At 72.6% G+C, this 17409-nt stretch carries 14 protein-coding genes; 7 read left to right on the top strand and 7 right to left on the bottom strand.

Features of this window, described 5'->3' with window-relative positions; translation table 11 throughout:
- Nucleotides 1-172: 172 nt before the first annotated feature.
- Nucleotides 173-2257: a ParB/RepB/Spo0J family partition protein gene (locus tag DJ019_RS21525; RefSeq protein WP_111275406.1), complete on the bottom strand. Its 2085-nt coding sequence runs from the start codon at nucleotides 2255-2257 to the stop codon at nucleotides 173-175.
- Nucleotides 2258-2293: 36 nt separating this feature from the next.
- Nucleotides 2294-3244 (bottom strand): DUF7146 domain-containing protein, encoded by a 951-nt coding sequence (locus DJ019_RS07825; protein ID WP_111275525.1) that lies wholly within the window; start codon nucleotides 3242-3244, stop codon nucleotides 2294-2296.
- A 94-nt stretch (nucleotides 3245-3338) separates the two neighbouring features.
- Here DJ019_RS07825 and DJ019_RS07830 point away from each other — a divergent pair, with 94 nt between their 5' ends.
- The 4 genes from DJ019_RS07830 (at nucleotide 3339) to DJ019_RS07845 (ending at nucleotide 7123) form a co-directional block, all read left to right on the top strand.
- Nucleotides 3339-3563, top strand: coding sequence for a hypothetical protein (locus tag DJ019_RS07830; RefSeq protein ID WP_111275407.1), 225 nt, complete (start codon nucleotides 3339-3341; stop codon nucleotides 3561-3563).
- Between the two features lie 189 nt (nucleotides 3564-3752).
- Nucleotides 3753-4376 carry a GntR family transcriptional regulator gene (locus DJ019_RS07835; RefSeq protein ID WP_165843926.1) on the top strand — a complete coding sequence of 208 codons (624 nt, stop codon included), beginning with the start codon at nucleotides 3753-3755 and terminating at the stop codon, nucleotides 4374-4376.
- Nucleotides 4377-4643: 267 nt separating this feature from the next.
- On the top strand, nucleotides 4644-5312 hold the full coding sequence (locus DJ019_RS07840; protein ID WP_111275409.1) for a lasso peptide biosynthesis B2 protein: 669 nt from the start codon (nucleotides 4644-4646) through the stop codon (nucleotides 5310-5312).
- Entirely contained in the window at nucleotides 5312-7123 is a 1812-nt protein-coding gene (locus DJ019_RS07845) for an asparagine synthase-related protein (RefSeq protein ID WP_111275410.1), read from the top strand. The genes DJ019_RS07840 and DJ019_RS07845 overlap by 1 nt, the downstream gene beginning before the upstream one ends.
- On the opposite strand, the gene DJ019_RS07850 is transcribed toward DJ019_RS07845, so the two are convergent.
- From DJ019_RS07850 to DJ019_RS07865, 4 genes are all read right to left on the bottom strand, one after another.
- Entirely contained in the window at nucleotides 7041-9569 is a 2529-nt protein-coding gene (locus DJ019_RS07850) for an alpha/beta hydrolase family protein (protein WP_111275411.1), read from the bottom strand. The two genes, DJ019_RS07845 and DJ019_RS07850, sit on opposite strands and share 83 nt — an antisense overlap.
- 9 nt (nucleotides 9570-9578) lie before the next feature.
- Nucleotides 9579-12659, bottom strand: coding sequence for a TonB-dependent receptor (locus DJ019_RS07855; protein WP_111275412.1), 3081 nt, complete (start codon nucleotides 12657-12659; stop codon nucleotides 9579-9581).
- A gap of 128 nt (nucleotides 12660-12787) precedes the next feature.
- Complete coding sequence (locus DJ019_RS07860) at nucleotides 12788-13765, bottom strand: FecR family protein (RefSeq protein WP_111275413.1); 978 nt, start codon at nucleotides 13763-13765, stop codon at nucleotides 12788-12790.
- Nucleotides 13766-13781: 16 nt separating this feature from the next.
- Nucleotides 13782-14399 (bottom strand): RNA polymerase sigma factor, encoded by a 618-nt coding sequence (locus tag DJ019_RS07865; protein WP_111275414.1) that lies wholly within the window; start codon nucleotides 14397-14399, stop codon nucleotides 13782-13784.
- Here DJ019_RS07865 and DJ019_RS07870 point away from each other — a divergent pair.
- Nucleotides 14367-14582 (top strand): helix-turn-helix domain-containing protein, encoded by a 216-nt coding sequence (locus DJ019_RS07870; RefSeq protein ID WP_240606398.1) that lies wholly within the window; start codon nucleotides 14367-14369, stop codon nucleotides 14580-14582. The two genes, DJ019_RS07865 and DJ019_RS07870, sit on opposite strands and share 33 nt — an antisense overlap.
- Before the next feature lie 143 nt (nucleotides 14583-14725).
- Here DJ019_RS07870 and DJ019_RS07875 read toward each other — a convergent pair whose 3' ends face one another.
- Nucleotides 14726-15871: a helix-turn-helix transcriptional regulator gene (locus DJ019_RS07875; RefSeq protein WP_111275526.1), complete on the bottom strand. Its 1146-nt coding sequence runs from the start codon at nucleotides 15869-15871 to the stop codon at nucleotides 14726-14728.
- A 193-nt stretch (nucleotides 15872-16064) separates the two neighbouring features.
- Here DJ019_RS07875 and DJ019_RS07880 point away from each other — a divergent pair, with 193 nt between their 5' ends.
- Both DJ019_RS07880 and DJ019_RS07885 read left to right on the top strand, forming a co-directional pair.
- Nucleotides 16065-16652 carry a hypothetical protein gene (locus tag DJ019_RS07880; protein ID WP_111275416.1) on the top strand — a complete coding sequence of 196 codons (588 nt, stop codon included), beginning with the start codon at nucleotides 16065-16067 and terminating at the stop codon, nucleotides 16650-16652.
- 252 nt (nucleotides 16653-16904) lie between these two features.
- Nucleotides 16905-17324 carry a hypothetical protein gene (locus DJ019_RS07885; protein ID WP_111275417.1) on the top strand — a complete coding sequence of 140 codons (420 nt, stop codon included), beginning with the start codon at nucleotides 16905-16907 and terminating at the stop codon, nucleotides 17322-17324.
- Nucleotides 17325-17409: the final 85 nt, after the last annotated feature.

A 17409-nucleotide genomic window follows, 5' to 3' on the forward strand; every position in this document is an offset into this window, starting at 1 on the left:
GGCGCCGTCCCGGAGCGACCGCAACGACGCCGTCGGCCGAAGGCCGGACCGCGGTGGGAGCCGCCGCCGATGGCGGCGGGACGTGCTCCAGACGTGCCCGCACCGAGGCGCGCCCGCGTCACAGGCGCGGAACCCTCGATGCTCGCGAAGGGCGTCCGGCCCCGGCGCGCGCTCAGGCCGCGCGCGGCGCGGCGTCGTCCGAAGCCGAAGGCTCGACCTCGGGCTGGCCCGCCGCCTCGGCGTCAGGCGATCCGTCCGGCGCGTCCGGCGGCGGCTCGTCATCGTCGCCGGCCTGCGGCGGTTCGGCGGCCCAGCTGAGGTAGGCCGGAGCCCAGCGGCGTTCGGCGGCCCGCTCGGCCACCAGGGCCACGAGCTCGTCCTTGCGCGCGCCGGCGGCCAGCGGCGCCTCGGCGCCCATCTCGGCCAGCATGGCGAGCAGCTTGGCCTTCGGATGGGCGGCCAGGAACATCGCGTCCGGCGTCCAGTGCCGCGTCACGTCGGCGTGGCAGAGGGCGGCGATCTCCACCGCCTCGGCCCGCGCCCCGCGGCGCACGCTGGTCGTCCGCTCTTCCCGAAGGTCGAGGCTCAGGGCCGCGAGTTCCGCGAGCAGCGCCATCCGCGTCTCGGCGTCCAGGGCCGCCACCCAGGCGATGGGCGAGAGGCCCGAGGCGACCCACGCTTCCCGCCGGTCGGCCAGCCTGCGGCGCACCTCCCCGTCCAGCTCCGGGATCGCCGGCGTCCGCGCGCGGCTGTAGGCTTCGGCCGCGAGGCTGAGCGCGCCTGCGCCGCCCCGGCCGACGCCCTGGTGCAGCACCAGGACGCAGAACAGCCGCGCCACGACCGCCACCAGGGAGGCGACGGGGTCGTCCGCCAGCGCCCGGATGAGGGCGCGGGTGGCGACGTCCGTGCGCAGCTCGTGCAGGCCGTGGTTCACGCCCTCCACCTCGACGACCGGCGCCACCGCGACCGGCGCGGCCGTGACCGCGAACAGGCGCGGCGCGGGCCGGGGCGGACCGTCCGCATCCTCATCATCGTCCGTCGGCGCGGGCTGTTCCTCGTCCGTCTCCACGACGGGGGCGGGCGGGCCCCAGGCGCGGACGTCGAGCCCGGTGGTCGCATCGGCGAAGACCGCCACGAGGCGCACCTCTCGCGTGGGCGCCTCGGCCTGGTCCTCCGCCAGCCGGGCGGCGAGGTAGGCGGCGATGTCGGCGTCGCAGTCCGCCTCGACGAGGTCGCGCGCGGCGAGCGCATCGCGCGCCGCCCGGGCCGCCGCGGCCGCCGTCCGCCAAGCCTCCCGCTCCTCGCCCTCCAGCTCCATGCCGTAGCCGTCGCCGAAGGGCTCGAGCCCCTCGTCCTCGACGTCGAACTCATCGACGGTGACATGGACCTGCCAGCCGCGGCCGTCGGCCAGCCCCCGGGCGATCGCCTCGGCGCGTGCGGTCCAGGCCGCCTGCAGGCGGTCGGGATCCAGCACGACGTCCGCCCGCTCACCGAAGAGGTCGCTCTCGAGCCGGCCGCCCGCGGCGGCGTAGCGCTCGGGCCCCACGAAGGCGAAGCGCCGGTCGTGGATGGTCACCTGGCCCGCGTCCAGCCGCTCGGCGACCCGCCACTCCTGGAAGCCGAAGCCGTTCAGGGCGGCCTCGGCGATCTCGCCCTGCGCGTCCCGGTCCGGGAGCCGGGCGAGCAGCTTGGCCTGCCGCAGCGAGCAGCGGCCCGCCTTCAGGGCCTCGAGCGCCTTCGGATGCAGTTCCGAGAGGGCCGCGAGGCGGCGGACCTCGATCTCGCCGTAGCCCAGCGCGCCGGAGATGGCCGGGATGGTGAGCCTGGCCTTCAGCATCTTGCCGATGGCCACGATCACGTCCGCCAGATGCACGGGTACAGCCGTGTTGGTGAGCACCACGGCCGCCGCCTGGCGGGCGACGTCGGTCTCGACGAAGCAGCTCACCGGATAGTCGTCGGCGATCCGGCCGGCCTCGCAGAGCACGCCCAGCGCCAGCAGCCGGCGGCGGCCGTCGAGCACCATGCCGGCGCGTTCCTCGCCGCGACCCGGGCGCACCGTTAGGGGCTGCAGGACGCCGGCGGCGAAGATGGTCTCGGCGAGCTCGCCGATCCCGTCGTCCGCCGGCTCGGCGAAGCGGAGGTTCTCCGGCGCCACGGCGAGATCGCGCAGCGCATAGGCGACCGGCGTGCGGTCCGGCGTGGCCGGCTCCACGCTCGGGGCCACGAGCCGCATCTTGGAACGATTGAACTTGGACATGGGTCGGTTCCCACCCGGCCCAGAAGGACCATTCCCTCAGGATCCGGGCGCCCCTGTCCGCCCTTCCTCCGCCTTCTCCTGGTCGAGGTCGTTCCAGTCGCCGTAGCCCGCCGGCGGCAGCGCGACCTCGGCGAACACCCCAGTCTCCGAGAGCGCCGCCTGCAGGACGGCCGCAGAGCGCTCCCCATCCGCTCCGCGGTCGCCGGCGATCAGCACGTGACGCACCCCGGGCGGCGGTCGCCAGCGCCGCAGGTTCCCGGTCGAGAGCAGCGCCCAGCCGGGGACCGCGAACCGCCGCATGGCCGAGAGCGTCGTGAACACGCCTTCGCCCACCAGCATCGCCGGGCCCGGGCCGGCCAGCCGCACGGCGCTCCCCGCCGGCACGGCGCCGATGGTCTTGCGCGACAGCCGCCCCGCGGCGCGGCGCCGCCCGAGCCCGTCGAGGTAGGTGATCTCCACCGCGGTGAGCGCGCCCGTGGGATCGCACACCGCCGCCAGCAGGGCCGGTCGGCGCGGACCGCGGTCCGCATAGGCGAAGGCCGGCGCCGCGGCGTGCGCCCGCAGGGCGTCGCCATCGGCGAGCGCCAGGTCCACGCCACGGGCCGCCGCATAGAGCGCGGCCGGCGATCCGGCCCGGATCGGCCCGCCCTCGCGCCAGAGCCGCACAGCCGCGGGGGTGCGCTCGGCGCGGGTCGGAGCCGCTGCGCGGAAGCCCCCCTCGGGCAGGGGCACCCCGCCCTCCAGGAGGCGGTTCTCGCCATCGATCCAGCCGCGGTCGCGCAGGTCGTCGAGCACCTCGCGCCAGTCCGCGCCGCCGAAACCGTGGGCGATCACCCGGCCGTCCTGCAGCAGCAGCGACACGGAGCGATCCTGCGGGCTATGTCCCGGCGCGGGCACCAGCGCGCGTCGCCCGCCGGCGTAGAGGTCGCCGCCGTACGCGCAGACGAGGGCGGCGAGCGTGCCGCCCGATCGGATCTTCGAGGTCATGGCAGCCTCCTCCAGGGTCTCTTCGCCCCTGGCCGGCCCTTCCTCCGCACCCGCCGCCGCTTGCAGCCCCTCCAACGCCGTTCCACAGAGGGCCATGACGACATCGCTCGACCAGGCGCTGCTCTATTTCGTCGACCTCCGCCTGCGGGTCCGAGGCAATCCCGAAGCCTGCGCCATCGTCGACCGCTGCCTGCGCCTGATCTGCGAGGCCCGGACCGCCGACGCCGCGACCCTGGCCGCCCTGGACGCCGAGGTGGAGGACTTGCGGGCGGACCTCCTGCGCCGATGGGGCCCGAAGCCGGCCCTGAACCGGCACTAAGCGCGCCGCCAGTCCACATCGGTCTTCGTCGGCAGAAATACTTCCGCGATGCGGCGATCTGGTCGCCGTCCGGACGTTCTTGCCGAATTTTGTCTCGAAACAACTGTCTGTGATGAATATATCGCCCTTGCCAGCCTGGGTGGCAGGGCGTTGACTGGCCGGTCTCGCAGGCGGGTGCGGAGCAGTCCGATGGCGGAGCGACGGGAGCCCTTCCGGCAGGCGCTGGTCGACCTGAGGCGTCGCCTGCGCGAGGGCGACCTCGCGCCCGGGACCCGAATCACCGCCAAGGAGATCGCCGAGGCCCTGCGGTTGAGCCCGACGCCCGTGCGCGAGGCGCTCTCGCGGCTGGCGGGTGAGGGCGTGCTCGAGGAACGCCGCGGCGACGGCTTCTTCGTCCCGGAACTCTCGGCCGCCGACATCGCGGCGCTCTACCGACTGAGCGAGCAACTCCTGCTGATGTCACAGGGGGCGACGCGCTCATCGCACCGCGACCTGCGCCTTTCGGAGCTTATGACGGACGACGATCCGATCCGCTGTGTGGAGCGCCTGTTCCTGGCCTGGGCTGTCGAATCCGGCAGCCGCGTGACGATCGAGGCCTACCGCACGGTGGCGGTGCGCCTGGCGCCGGTGCGTCGGCGCGAGGTCGACCTCATCGACGATCTCGCGCAGGAAGCGGAGGGCCTGCTGCGCCTCGCCGACCCCGCCCGTCACCGGGCCCGGCCGACGGCGATCCAGGCCTTCCACCGGCGCCGCGCCGCCCTCGTCGAACGCCTGGCGGACCTCGTCCGGCCGACGCGCGCCAGCGGCATCTGAGAATATATCTAAATATATCCCGATATAGTTTGAGTATAGAGTCCCAGAGGCGTGTCGTGGTCGCGATCGCCAATCCCGGCGACCGTTCACTCGAAAGGGGACTGCGATGTCCAAGCTTCATCTGCCGACCTCGCGCCTGATCTGCTTCGGCAGCGCGCGCGCCCTCACCAACGCCCCCGTGGGCGAGGACGAGCTCGAGGACGATCCCTTCATCCTCTACAGCTGAGCCGACGCCGGCGCCGGGATCCCCCGGCGCCGGCCCTCGCCATGCGCCCCTCTCATCCACCCTGCCGCCTTGCCCCGCACGTCCACGGCGTGGCCATCGACGAGGACGCGGTGTTCCTCGACGTCGCCCGCGACCGCTACGTCTGCGTGCCGCAGGCGGCCGCTCTCCTGCGCCTGGACGCCGCCCGGCGCGTGGTCGGCGTGGCGGATCCGGGATTCGCCGAAGAGCTCCGCCGCGCCGGCCTCGCCGCCGACGGATCTCCCGACCGGCCGCCTCCGCCGTCCCTAACGACGGCCACGACGAGCGCCATGTGCGGCCCGTTTGCGCCGCCTCGCTGGCGTGACGGGCTGGCGGGGGCGCGAGCGATGGCCGACCTGGCGCAGGCCTACTGGCGGCGGCCTCTGGCGCAGCTCGTCGCCACGGCGCGCGACGGGGCCACGGCGGCGGCCGACACGCCGCCGGGCCCCGCCTTGCTGGAGACCGTCGAAAGCTTTCACCGGTGGGCGCCCTTCGCGCCCGCGCCGGGCAAGTGCCTGCTGCGTTCGTTCATGCTGCTGCGGCTGCTGCGCCGTCACGGCCACGACGCCCGCTGGGTCTTCGGCGTGCGCACCTGGCCGTTCCGCGCCCACTGCTGGCTGCAGCGCGGCGAGGTGGTGCTGGACGACGACCTCGAGACGCTCGTCCCGCTCACCCCCATCCTGGTGATCTGATGCCGGCCCCGGCGCATTACATCGTCCTCGTCCGCGGACCCGGCGAAGACGGCGCCGGGCCCTTCGCCGAGGCGACGGCGGGGCTGGCGCACGAGCCTGGCTGGCGCCAGCGCATGGCGTCGGCCCGGCTGGCCATCTGGACGCGCGGCGAAGGCCTGGACGTCACGCCCCTGCCGGGCGAGGCGGGCGTCGTCCTCGGCCACCTGCATCCGATGCCGGGCGCGCCGTCCGGCCTGTCGCCCCTGGCGGGCGGTGACACCGCCGCGCGGGACCCGGACGCCGCGGCTCAGGCGCTCCTGCGGGCGCACTGGGGCCGGTACGTGGCGATCCTGGGGGAGGAGGCGACGCCGCCGTGGGTGCTGCGCGATCCCTCCGGCGAACTGGAGTGCTGCCGATGGACCACCCGCGAAGGCGTGGGGGTGGTGGCCTCGGACCTGACGGCGGCGCCCGGGTGGCTGCGGCCGCCCCGCCTGGCCCTCGATTGGGATGCGATCGCCCTCACCCTAGTCGCGCCCGCGGGCGCGACCGCCGTCTCGCTGCTCGACGATGTGCGGATCGTCCCGCCGGGCGGCCTCTCCCCCGTGCACGGCGAGGATCGCGGCCGCCTCGCGTGGGATCCTGCCCGCTTCTGCGCGCCGGCGGCCCTGAACGACGCGGCCGCGGCGGGCGAGCTGCTGGCCCGGATCGACGCCTGCGTCGCCGCGGCCGTCGCCCCGTACGCACGGCTCCTCGTCGATCTCTCCGGCGGGCTGGATTCCTCGATCGTGGCCGGGGCCCTGGCCGCGGGCGGCGCGGCGGGGCGGGTCGCGCAGTGGGTCCATCGGGTGGACGACCGGCCGGAGGGCGACGAGCGGGCCTATGCGCGCGCCGTCACTGACCGCCTGGGCGCCGCGCTCACCGTCGTGCGCAAACCGCCGGCGCCCCTGACGCCCGAGGACTTCGCCGAACTGGTCCCCAGCTTCTGGCCGGGCCTCAACGGCGCCGACGCCGCGCGCGACCGCGACATGGCCCGTCGTCTCGACGCCTGCCAGGCCGGGGCGATCGTGTCGGGCCAGGGCGGGGACGCGGTCTTCTACCAGATGCCGACCGCCTGGGTGGCCAGCGAAGAGGTCCGCCGCCGGGAGCCCGCGGCCCTGGGATCGCGGGTCCTCGTCGACACCGCGCGCCGGCTGCACAAACCGGTGTGGTCCGTCTACCGCGAGGCGCGGGCCGGACTTCGGCGCGGGGCGGGCCTGCCGAAGACGGCCGCCTCGCTCATGCCGCCCGCGCTGCGCGACCTCGCCGCCCACGCCGTCCACCCCTGGGAAGCGGCGGCCCGGGACCTGCCGCTCGCGCGACAGCTGCAGATCTGCGCCCTCGCCAACACCCACGTCGTGCGCGGCGACTGCCGCCGCCGCCGCCGGGGGGCGCTGGTCTTCCCACTTGCGGCCCAGCCGATCCTGGAGCTCTGCCTCTCGATTCCCGTAGCGACCCTGGCGGCGGGGGTCCAGGACCGCCCCTTCGCCCGCGCGGCGCTGGCGGCCCGCCTGCCGGACGTCGTGCGCCGGCGCCGGTCGAAGGGCAGCCTCACCGCCTACTTCTCGCGCCTGGTCGCCGCGAGCCGCGAGACCCTGCTCCCCTACCTGCGCGACGGCTGCCTGGCCGACGCCGGGCTCCTCGACCGCGCCGCGCTCGAGCGGGCGTTCGATCCGGCCCACCTGATCCACGGCGGGCGGCCCAACGACGTCCTCAACGCCGCCCCGGTGGAGGCGTGGGTGCGCTACTGGCAGGGCCGGGCGCCGGACTCTCCGCGGGCCCCTCGGCGGCGGTAGTCGGAAGCGCCAGGTGCGCGTCGAGGAACTCGCGCACCCGCGCATAGAGATCGCGCACGTTGCCGGGGCTGGAGATGTAGTGGCCCTCGCCCCAGTAGGTCACCAGCAGGGCGTCCTTGTTTTGCCGGTAGAGGGCCGAGAACATGGCCTCGGACTGGGTGAGCGGAACCGCGCCGTCCTGGTCGCCGTGCGCCAGGAGCAGCGGGGTGGTGATGGCGTCCGCCTGCAGGAGCGGACTGTTGCGGGCGTAGCGGGCGGGGTCCGCCCAGGGCGGGACGCCCATGCGGCCCTGGCCGGACTCCATGCCGCCGGTGACATAGTTGCTGCGCACCCCCTCGTCCGGCCGCGGCCGGTGCGGGACCGGCAACGAGGACCATTTGGCGACCAGGTCGGCGTAGCCGCCGACCGCCACCGCGGCGCGGAACCTGTCGGTCTGGGTGAGGGTCGCCATTACCGTGTAGCCGCCATAGCTGTGGCCCCAGAGCGCCAGGCGCTCGGGGTCGAAGGCGCCGGCCAGGGCCGGATCGGCCGCCGCCTGGTCGACGATCGCCAGGATGCGGTCGGCCAGGCCGAGGGCAGGCTCCTCGCCCGCGCCCGGCGCCGGCCGTGGCCGGGGCAGGCTGGGCGCCAGCACGGCATAGCCCTGGCCCACGAGCACGCGGGTGTCGCCCTGCAGGCCCAGCACCGGCGGCTTGAACGGCGGCGGGACCCGGTAGGTGTCGCCGGAGTAGACCTTCACCACGAGGGGCGGCGGCGGGCCGTCGCGCCGCGGCGGTAGGTAGAGCCAGCTCGTGAGCGGCTGGCCGTCCGGGCCCGTGTGGCGGATCGCCCGCACGTCCAGCGGATCGGTGTCGGCGAGCCGGCCGTTGATCTCGGCCAGGACCCGGCCGGCGCCCTCTCCCCCGCGCCACTCGAGCCGCGCCTCGTGGCCCTGCCGGTCGAAGCGGACGACGGCGCCCAGGGCGTCCGGCCCCACCGCCTCGACGACGCCGTCGGCCGGCAACGCCAGGCCCGCGCGGCGCCCGTCCGGCCCGATCCGCACGAGCCGGCGCCCCGGATCGTCGGCGGCGACGACCGAGCCGAGCGCCCGCGCCGTCGCCAGCGGCCGCCGGTCCCGGGTCTTCGGCGGCGGCGCCGCCACGGCCGACCTCGCCGCCCCGAGGCGCCGCGCCCGTCCGGTCGCCGTGACGGACCAGAGCTGGCCGTCGACCACGATGCTGAAGCCCTGCGGACCGAGGGTGACCAAGGTGGCCGCCGCCGCCGGCAGGGCCCCCGTCAGCTTCACGGCCCGCGCGCCGTCCCAGCTGTACCAGTCCGCGCGGCCGGCGCCGGGCGTGCTCGCCCGGCCCAGGAAGATCGGGACCTCCCCCATCCAGTCGGCGCGCACGATCTCCGGGCGACCCAGCACGGTCGGCGTCGCGCCGGCGTCGTCCAGGACGCTCATCCGCCCCGGGCGCACGTCGTAGCGCCGCAGGCGTCCGGCGCTCCAGGGCGTGTCGCCCTCCCGCGCGAAGAAGAGCAGGCCGGTCCCGCGCGGCGACCAGGCCATCAGGCTGGGCAGCACGTCGCACGCCGCGCACGGGGTGGCGACCTGGCCGGTCTCGAGGTTGGCGACCTGCAGGCGCTCCACCTGCGGGCTGACCCCCCAGTCGCCCTGGATCTGCCGGCCGGGCCGGGACTGGATGTCCGCGCCCAGGGTGCGGAACGCCACATGCCGGCCGCCGGGGGCGAGTTCGAGGTCGACGATCTCGCCGCGCGCCACCTCGACGGCGCGCCCCGTCTCGACGTCGATCCGGAGCAGGCGTCCGGGCGCCGGGCGCGGCCGCACGTCGCGGTAGGCGCCGCTGCCGACGACCGTGTGGGCACCGCGCCCGGCGGCGGATTGCGCCCACAGGCGCGGCAGGAGCTCCGCCGAGACGCGGCCGATCCGGTCGCTGGTGGTCAGCGGTCCGCCGCCCCGGTCGACCAGCAGCAGCTCCTCGTCCGAGCGCCACTGCAGCAGGCGGCCGCGGTGCGGCTTGGGGACGGCCAGGTCCAGCCAGCGGACGCTTCGGGTCGCCAGCTCCACCACGCCCACGCGCCAGTCGCCGTCGTGGATCTGGAACACCGCCAGCCGGGCGGCCGAGGGCGACAGGGCCCCGATCAGCTGGCCCGCCGCGGCCTCGGGCAGCAGCGGCCGGGCGGGTCCGGCGCCGCCGCGCTCGGCGATGAAGAGCCGGCTCGTCCCGATCGGGTTGCCCTGGTCGTCGTCGAACCGCGCCGCGGACGCATAGGGACCGCGGCGCTCGAACACCACCCAGCGGCCCGCGGGGTCGATGACGACGGCGCCGAACGATTCCTGCTGCAGCAGGTCCCCGACGGTGAAGGGCCGGGCGCTGGCCGGCGCGTGGGGCGCGCCGGCCAGCAGGGCGAGCGCCGCGAGGGCGCGCCCCAACGCACGCTTCATGGCCCGACCTCACCAAGCGCGCGTGATCTGGATGGCGGCGAAGCGCCCCACCGGTTCGGCGTTGGTGGGGTCGTAGCCGATGCCGACCGGGTTGTCGTAGAAGGGCGGGCCCTCGTCGAAGAGGTTGCGGACGGTGAGGCTGACCGACACCCCGCGGGCGAAGCCGCGGTCCGGCGCCGCCAGCCGCGCCTGCAGGTCGACGGTCGGCTGGGCCGAGATCCGCGTCCCTGCGACGTCGCGGTAGCGGTCGACGTAGTTGAAGGCCGCGCCCAGGGTCAGCCGGTCATGGGTCCAGTCCACCGTCGCCCGGGCCCGCAGCTTGACCGGGGAGCCGGCGACGCCGACCCGCTCGCGCGGCGCCGAGGTGGGCGTGACCTGCTGCTTGTAGTCGACCATGTAGGTGCCGTTCAGGCCGAGCGCGACCTCGTCGCCGCCCACCGAGAACCGGTAGCCGGCCGTCACGTCGACCCCGCGGACCCGCAGGGTTGTGGTGTTCACATATCGGTTGTCGACGATCGCGGCGAAGGCCTCCGGCGGGAAGGCGGCGGCCGAGGCGAGCGTCCCGGGTCGCGCCAGCAGTTCGACGATCAGGGCGCGGTCGGCCGCATTGGTGGCCGGGGAAATGTTCTGCACGAACGGCGACAGTGTCGGGTCGATCAGGGCGGCGGCGGCGTTCTGCTGCACCGGCCGGTCGATACGGTTCCTGAACGCGATGTCGAAGGCCGTGAACCCGAGCGCCAGGCCCGGGACCGCGCTCGGGCGATAGTCCGCCCCGAAGGTCCAGGCGTTGGCGGTCTCGGGCTCCAGGTCCTCGTTGCCGCCGCCGAGCACCAGCACCCGGACGCGTGCCCCGTCGGCCTGGCTGAGCTGGAGCGACGAGGCCGAGCTCGGATCGTGCACCTCGCGCAGCGCCGGCGCACGGAACGAGCGCCCGTAGGTCCCGCGCACGGTGAGGTCCTCGGTGGGACGCCACAGCACGCCCACCTTGGGGTTGGCGGTGGTCCCCACGTCGTCATAGCGCTCGACGCGGCCGGCGAGCGACAGCTCCAGCGCCTCCACGCCCGGCCGTCGGTTGGCGTCGCCGACCAGCGGGACGCGCAGCTCCCCGAACGCCGAGAGGGTCTCGCGGGCGACATCGGCCGAGATCTGGGGCGAAGGCGCGGCGGTGAAGGCGAAGTTGCTGCCCGAGCGCACCAGGGTCTCGCGCCGGGCCTGGGCGCCCAGCGCCAGCTTCACCGCGCCGCCGGGCAGGCGCAGGAGCGTCCCGTCGGCCTGGCCGCTCGCCACCCAGGAGCGGATGCGGATGCGGCTGCTCGAGAAGCCCGAGCCGATGAAGTCGAGGACGGCGGCGCTGTTGGCCCCGGGCCTCCCTGAGAAGGGGTTGAAGTAGCCGTCGCGGGCGACGTTGAAGGCGGTCTCCGGCCGGTCGGGCGTCGTCCCCAGCGCCTCGCTCAGATAGAGGGTTTGCAGCACGCCGGTGGTGTCGGACTCGCTGATCTCCTGCCCGAAGCCGAGATAGCCGTCCGCCAGCCAGTCGCCGAAGAGCGGCGCCTTGGCCCCCAGCGACGCGGCCCAGGTCTCGGCCGAGCCGATGTTGAGCGGGTTGCCGAGCTCGGGCTGCAGCGAATAGGCGATCGAATGCGACGCCGAGCCGTCGGGCGAGACGAAGAACGGATTGGCGCGGTTGACGGTCAGCCGCGTGACGTTGCCCGCCGTGCGCACCGCGTACTTGCGGAAGGCGTAGCGCACGTCCCCGGTGAACTCGATCCCACCCAGCTCCTGGTGGGCGGTCAGGAACACCGACTGCAGCACCTGGCGGGGCAGGGTGTCGATGCCGGCCCGCTGGTTCTGCAGGTTCGACCTGCCGTCGATGAAGTCGGACGGGCTGAGACCCACGCCGTCCTGGCCCGCCGGGATCGCCCAGCGCGGGACCAGCGCGCCGGTGACGGGGTCGGGCCCCAGGATATTGCCAGGAAAGCTGTTGGTCGCCCGCCAGTCGCTGCCGCCGAGCGGGCGCAGGTCGGCGCTGGCCGTGTAGTCGCGGTCCTCGGCGCGCAACGCGTTGCGCTTCTGGTACTCCAGCGCCACGAAGACGCCGCCGCCCGTCCACTGCCGCCCGAAGGTCTGCGACAGCTGCACCTGGGCCGGCTCGCCGGCCGTGCCCACGCCGGCGTAGGCGCGGGTCTCGGCGCCCTCCACGTCCTTGCGCAGGATGGTGTTGACGACCCCGCCCACGGCATCGGCGCCATAGAGCGCCGAGGCGCCGTCCAGAAGCAGCTCCACCCGCTCGACCGCCGCCGACGGAATGGACGAGATGTCGGCGAAGTCCCCGAAGGAGCCGGAGCCGGAGAGGCGGCGGCCGTTCACCAGGATCAGGGTGGCGTCGGGTCCGAGGCCCCGCAGGTTGACGCTCGCGCCATAGTTCACGTTGCGCACGATGCGGTCCGAGCCCGTGGTGAGGGTGCCCTCCGAGGCGCCCGTCGCGAAGGCCTGCGGCAGGGCGGCCAGCGCCCCGGCCACCGTCGCGTGTCCTGAGCGCTCCAGGTCGTCCCGATCCATCACCATCAGCGGCGAGGCGCTCCGTGTCCCGCGGATGTGCGAGCCGGTGACCCGCACCTCGTCGAGCAGGGTGGGTTCCGACGGGACGGGCGCAGGGGGGGCGGACACAAGGCCGACCGGTGACGGCTCGGCGGGCGCGCCGGCCCCATTATCCCCGACCGGCCCCTCAGCGACGTCGAAAGGGCGCGCGCCCGCGGCGTCCCCTTGTTCCGGCGGCGCGCGCTCGACCACCACTAGGCTGGCATTGACGCGGCGGGCGCGCAGGTCGGTGCCGGCGAGGAGGCGCTCCAGGGCCTGTTCCGCCGTCATCTGGCCCTGCACGGCCGGGGCGCGCCGCCCGGCGACCACGCTCTTGGAGAACATGATCTGCTGCCGGGTCTGGGTCGCCAGGCCGATCAGCGCCGGCTCCAGCCCCTTGGCCTTCAGCGACACGGCGTAGGTCTGCGCCTGGGCGGCGCCCGCGATCAGGCAGGCCGCCGAGGCCAGCCAGGCCCACCGACGGGCGACTTGGTACGCGTAAGCTTCGAACATGCTTCCCCCGCGACGACCGCGGGTCTGGCGCGACCAGGATGGTCTTGCTTCGGCGCCCGGGGGTTCGTCTGCAGGTCTAGAGGGGCTCTGACCCGCAAAACCCTCGCGGGTCCGTCAGAAAAATTTCGTCACCCGGGCGATAGTCGGATCTCCCGAGGGGTCTCGGCGGTCACCTTCAGCCCGTAGAGCGAGCGCGCGCCGGCCACGAAGTTCTCGACGTCGCCGGCCACGAACTGGCCGCTCACCAGCTCGCCGGCCACGGACTCAGGGGCGTCCAGCACCACCTTGCGTTCGGAATAGCGGTTCACCTCGGCCACCGCGTCGCGCAGCGGCACGCCCGAGAAGGTCAGCCGGCCGGTGGTCCAGCTCGCCACCTCGCCCGCGTCGACGGCGGCCACACGCGACAGCCCGCGCCGATCCGCGACGATCGCCTCGCCGGGCGACAGCACGGCCTCCTGACCATCCCCAGCGCGGACCTCGACGCGCCCCTGCACGAGGGTCACCTTGACCACGGCGGTGTCGTGGCGGACGTCGAACTTGGTGCCCAGCGCCCGCACCCGCGCGCCGTCGGCCTCGACCACGAAGGGCCGGGACACATCGTGCGCCACGTCGAAGAAGGCCTGGCCGCGCTCCAGCACGACCCGGCGCTCGCCGCCCCGGAAGGCGATCCGCACCATGGTGTCGGTGTTGAGACGCACCCGCGAGCCGTCCGGCAGCACCTGCAACTGCTGGCCGCCGACGTCCGTCGCGAAGACCGGCTCGCGCGCCTGCCAGGCCAGAAGCGCGCCGCCCGCGACCGCCACGCTGGCCGCCCCGATCGCCAGCGGCGCCAGGACGAACCGCCGCGACGGCCCCATTGGCCGGGTCCCCGTCGGCTTGGCGGGATACCGGGCCAGCGCCGCCTCGGTCATCGACACGATCGCGGGCCGCTCGGCCAACCCGCCGGCCGCCTCCCAGCCGCGCTTGACCTTATCGAACGCGGCGGCGTTCTCGGGCACGCGCCGCCAGGCCCGGAACCGCTCAAGGTCCGCCGGATCGATGTCGCCCCGGGTCATGACGGTGAACCACTGGGAGGCCTCGGTCGCGCGATCCGTTGACTCGCTCATGGCCACGCCTGCCGCCTCAGTCCTGCATCAGGGCCGCACACCTCCGCCGCGCCTCCGTCAGCCGGGCTTCCACCCGCTTCACGGACAGGTTGCAGCGTTGGGCGATCTCCACATTAGAGAGACCGCCGAACCGGCTCAAGACAAACACGTCGCGGATCGGCTCTGGCAGGGCCACGAGCACCTGCTCCAGGAGCACGGCGGTCTCGGCGTCCGCCTCCACCGACACCGGCGGCTCATACACGAACCCCGGCTCCGGCCGCCGCCGGACCTCCTCCAGCGCCGCCCGGATCGCCACCTTCGCCAGGAAGGCCCGCGGGTTGCGCACGACGGCCCCGCTCGCCAGCGTCCGCACGAACGCCTCCTGGGCCGCGTCCTCGCTCACGAGGTTGCCAAACCGCCTGCGCAGGAAATCCAGCAGCCATTTACGGTGGCGGTGATACGCACGCTCCGTGGAGGAGGGGGTATCGCTCGACGCAGACGCATCATACGCGGTCATGCGAACTACATGCTCTCGGGCTGTCGGCGAGGGCCGCCAACGACGAATACATACTATAGTGGATAAACACCAAAGTGTGTATCCGGCCACGTTCGCCGGATGGATATGCGTCGGCTCGTCGGGCGGAATGCGCTGCATTTCCGTCAGGCTCGTGGCCTGACGCAGGAGCGGTTGTCGGAGCTCTCGGGGCTGACCCAGCAGTACATCAGTGGTCTTGAGCAAGGGCGGCGTAACCCGACGGTCGTCACCTTGTTCGAGATAGCTCAGGCCCTCGGCGTCACGCCGGCTGAACTGATCACTCCACTTCCAAGGAAGGAATAGGGGCGACCTAAGGGTCGGCAACGCGCCACAAGCGGTCCTCGGCTGTGCACCGGGAACGAGATATTCGTTGAGGATCGCGGCGCGTCAGCTTCGCGCGAGCATCGCAACGTCGGAACCCGGCAAGGCCGGACGCGCCCAAAGGCTCATTGATCTGAAACAGTCGAAACGCTGCGCGCCAGCAATGCCGTCGCTTCCGCTTGTCTATGGGTACTGGTCTTGGCGAGGATGCGTTTGAGATGGCTGCGCACGGTGGCAAGGCCGATGCCAATGGTTGCCGCGATTTCCTCCAGCGAGGCTCCCTGCCCGAGTGCGGCGGCAACGACGCCTTCGGTGCGGGTTAAACCAAAGAGTTCACGAAGCCGCGCGACGGAGATCGGTGCTTCGGGGTCGCGGATGAAGACCAGAACGGCAGGCCGCTGCGCTCCAAAGGTCGATACAGCTTCGCGCAAGGGGGCGACCTCAAGCGCCAGCGGCATGCGGTGCGGACGCGGAATGGAGAGCGTCACGCCGGGTTCGGCAATCCTGCCCCGGGCAGTATCCACCGCGCCGCGTACCAGAGACAGCAGCTTGTTGTGCTGCGCGGGCGTCCGTAGCGCCAGCCGTCCGCCAACAACGGCCATCTCCGCGTTCTCGCGCAACAGGCGCTCCGCCATGCTGCTCGCCTGAATGACGCGGCCCGTGCCGTCCACCATCAGAACGCCGGTGTCCAGTTTGTCGAGCGCCTGCAAGCTCGCGGCATGGGCTTGGGATACCGCTGCGAAGCGCTGCCCGAGACGCAGCGCCTGCTGCAAGTGCGGCAGAACCAGCGCCACCTGCTGCCGCTCCGCTACGCTATAGGGTCCGGCCTCACACGGACGATGGACGCCGAGCACCCCGATAGCGCCATCAGCTGCGGGGAACACCGCCCCGAGCATGTGATGAATATCCAGATGCCGGAGCCATTCCTGATAAAAGCCGCTGCGCGCCTGTTCCTCGCGCGTGACCAAGTCCTCGTCGGTTATTATTCGTTCCATGCCGTAGGCGACGCTGCGCTCCACCCATAGATCCTTGCGGTGCCAGTCGTCGGCCCATGCCTGCTCCCGCTCGGACACCATCAGGTTGTCGGTGCATTCCAGTAGGTTCACGCGGGCGCCCTCGCCGTGGAGTTTGAGAACGGTGCTGGTCGAGCCGAGGGTTTCCGCGATGCGGTTCGCGGTGCCGGGCCACAAGGCGTCATCTATGGCCGCATCGTAAAGATGGGCAATCAATCCCGATGTTCGTGAAAACTCATAGAATTCTTGTGGCGCCATGGCAGTGAAACGCCCCTTCATTCATCCGATAGCTAAACTTAACTTACACCAGCTGAAATTGGCCCTGCCTGAGCAGTACGGCGGGATGGCGCTCAGCCGTCCTACCCTGCCTGATTCCTCCCCTTTTTAGGGGACGAAAGCCAGCCAGTGGCGCCCTAACCATACCGAAAGGACTTTTGCGCGCGGAGATGTCATGAGCAAAACCCGCCCTCTCATCGTGCTGTTGCTGCTCGCGGCGGGGCTTGCCGCCTGCGGCCAGAAAGCTGCGACGGCGGAGAATACCGCCGCCACGGGGGCCGTGGTGGCCGTGGAGACCGGCAACACCGCTGAAATTACTGAGGTCAAAGCCAATACCGTCACCGCAATCCAAGCTGCCGCGACCGCCACGCCGGAAGCCGTTCCGGCCAAGGCGCAAGTGGCCACCGTCGCGGGGCTGCCGCTCAAGCACGGCTATTACGTCGATAGCGATACCCCGTGCGGCCAAGCCTCCAACGCCACCACGACGCTCCTGCGTCGTGAAGGCATTGGTGGCGCGCGCGACTTCTGCGAATTCAAGAAAATCGAGCAAACGGGACCGAACACTTACCGTGTCACCGAAGCCTGCGGGGATTTGCAGGGCAGCGCCCCGTCGGAAACCAGCACATCCATCTACACCCTCAAGGGGGATACGGCCTTCACCGCCAAGAGCGAGCACGGCTGGGACCGCAGCGCGCGCTACTGCGTCCAATCGAGCATGCCGCCTGATTGGCGCGCCAACGATATCAGCGACGTGACGGGCTGATCCTGGTCGCTGCCCGCGGATATCGCCACCTGCGGGCAGGTCTTGTCCTACGTTCACTGCACCTACGGCCCTGTCATCGTCGCCCGCGCTTCGCAGCTCGACGTGGGCGCGATTTGGGCGGCGGACACGCGCACCACCGCATGGGTCAACGGCATCAGGGCCGAAGCCAAACGCAAGGCGGACGCACAGGCGCAAGCGCCGAGACTCTAGGCCGCGAGGGCACAGCTATTTCCAGCCGCAAAGGGGATTGATATGGGACTGACAACACTGAGCGGCGCCGTCAGCGGTATTCGTCATTCGACGGAAACACGCGGCACGTTCGGCCGTAATGGCGGGTCCGTGAAGACCGGACAGGTCATCGCCTTTCGCGTGGGCGAACGCTCGGCGCAAATCAAGCTGGCCGATGTTCCGGATCTCCGCGACGGCGATGAGGTGACGCTGGCCGGACGCGAGAAGAACGGCGTGTTCAAGGCGCTAGCCTTGCGCAACGACAAGACACGCGCCGTCTACAGCATCCCGACAACGGTTGGCTATCTGATGGGCGCGACACTCATCGCGCTCGGCTTGATGACCCTATTTATCCTTGTCGGCGTCGTGTTCATCGCGGGCGGTATGTGGACGCTGTACGAGGCGTACAATTACACGCAGGCGGCGAATATGCTCAGGGCTTGAAGCACTTCCAGCCGCGCGCAGATGGACGGCAAGCGGTTGTGCTCCAGCACAAGCGAGGTTCGGGACCGAGCTGGCGCGGGATAGA

Source organism: Phenylobacterium kunshanense, assembly GCF_003254525.1.
GTDB classification, from domain to species: Bacteria; Pseudomonadota; Alphaproteobacteria; order Caulobacterales; family Caulobacteraceae; genus Phenylobacterium; species Phenylobacterium kunshanense.

What these genes read in the sequence shown, in the direction of transcription:
- DJ019_RS21525 (WP_111275406.1), bottom strand. Translation starts at nt 2,257, where the DNA reads ATGTCCAAGTTCAATCGTTCCAAGATGCGGCTCGTGGCCCCGAGCGTG.
- DJ019_RS07825 (WP_111275525.1), bottom strand. Translation starts at nt 3,244, where the DNA reads ATGACCTCGAAGATCCGATCGGGCGGCACGCTCGCCGCCCTCGTCTGC.
- DJ019_RS07830 (WP_111275407.1), top strand. Translation starts at nt 3,339, where the DNA reads ATGACGACATCGCTCGACCAGGCGCTGCTCTATTTCGTCGACCTCCGC.
- DJ019_RS07835 (WP_165843926.1), top strand. Translation starts at nt 3,753, where the DNA reads ATGGCGGAGCGACGGGAGCCCTTCCGGCAGGCGCTGGTCGACCTGAGG.
- DJ019_RS07840 (WP_111275409.1), top strand. Translation starts at nt 4,644, where the DNA reads ATGCGCCCCTCTCATCCACCCTGCCGCCTTGCCCCGCACGTCCACGGC.
- DJ019_RS07845 (WP_111275410.1), top strand. Translation starts at nt 5,312, where the DNA reads ATGCCGGCCCCGGCGCATTACATCGTCCTCGTCCGCGGACCCGGCGAA.
- DJ019_RS07850 (WP_111275411.1), bottom strand. Translation starts at nt 9,569, where the DNA reads ATGAAGCGTGCGTTGGGGCGCGCCCTCGCGGCGCTCGCCCTGCTGGCC.
- DJ019_RS07855 (WP_111275412.1), bottom strand. Translation starts at nt 12,659, where the DNA reads ATGTTCGAAGCTTACGCGTACCAAGTCGCCCGTCGGTGGGCCTGGCTG.
- DJ019_RS07860 (WP_111275413.1), bottom strand. Translation starts at nt 13,765, where the DNA reads ATGAGCGAGTCAACGGATCGCGCGACCGAGGCCTCCCAGTGGTTCACC.
- DJ019_RS07870 (WP_240606398.1), top strand. Translation starts at nt 14,367, where the DNA reads ATGCGTCGGCTCGTCGGGCGGAATGCGCTGCATTTCCGTCAGGCTCGT.
- DJ019_RS07865 (WP_111275414.1), bottom strand. Translation starts at nt 14,399, where the DNA reads ATGCAGCGCATTCCGCCCGACGAGCCGACGCATATCCATCCGGCGAAC.
- DJ019_RS07875 (WP_111275526.1), bottom strand. Translation starts at nt 15,871, where the DNA reads ATGGCGCCACAAGAATTCTATGAGTTTTCACGAACATCGGGATTGATT.
- DJ019_RS07880 (WP_111275416.1), top strand. Translation starts at nt 16,065, where the DNA reads ATGAGCAAAACCCGCCCTCTCATCGTGCTGTTGCTGCTCGCGGCGGGG.
- DJ019_RS07885 (WP_111275417.1), top strand. Translation starts at nt 16,905, where the DNA reads ATGGGACTGACAACACTGAGCGGCGCCGTCAGCGGTATTCGTCATTCG.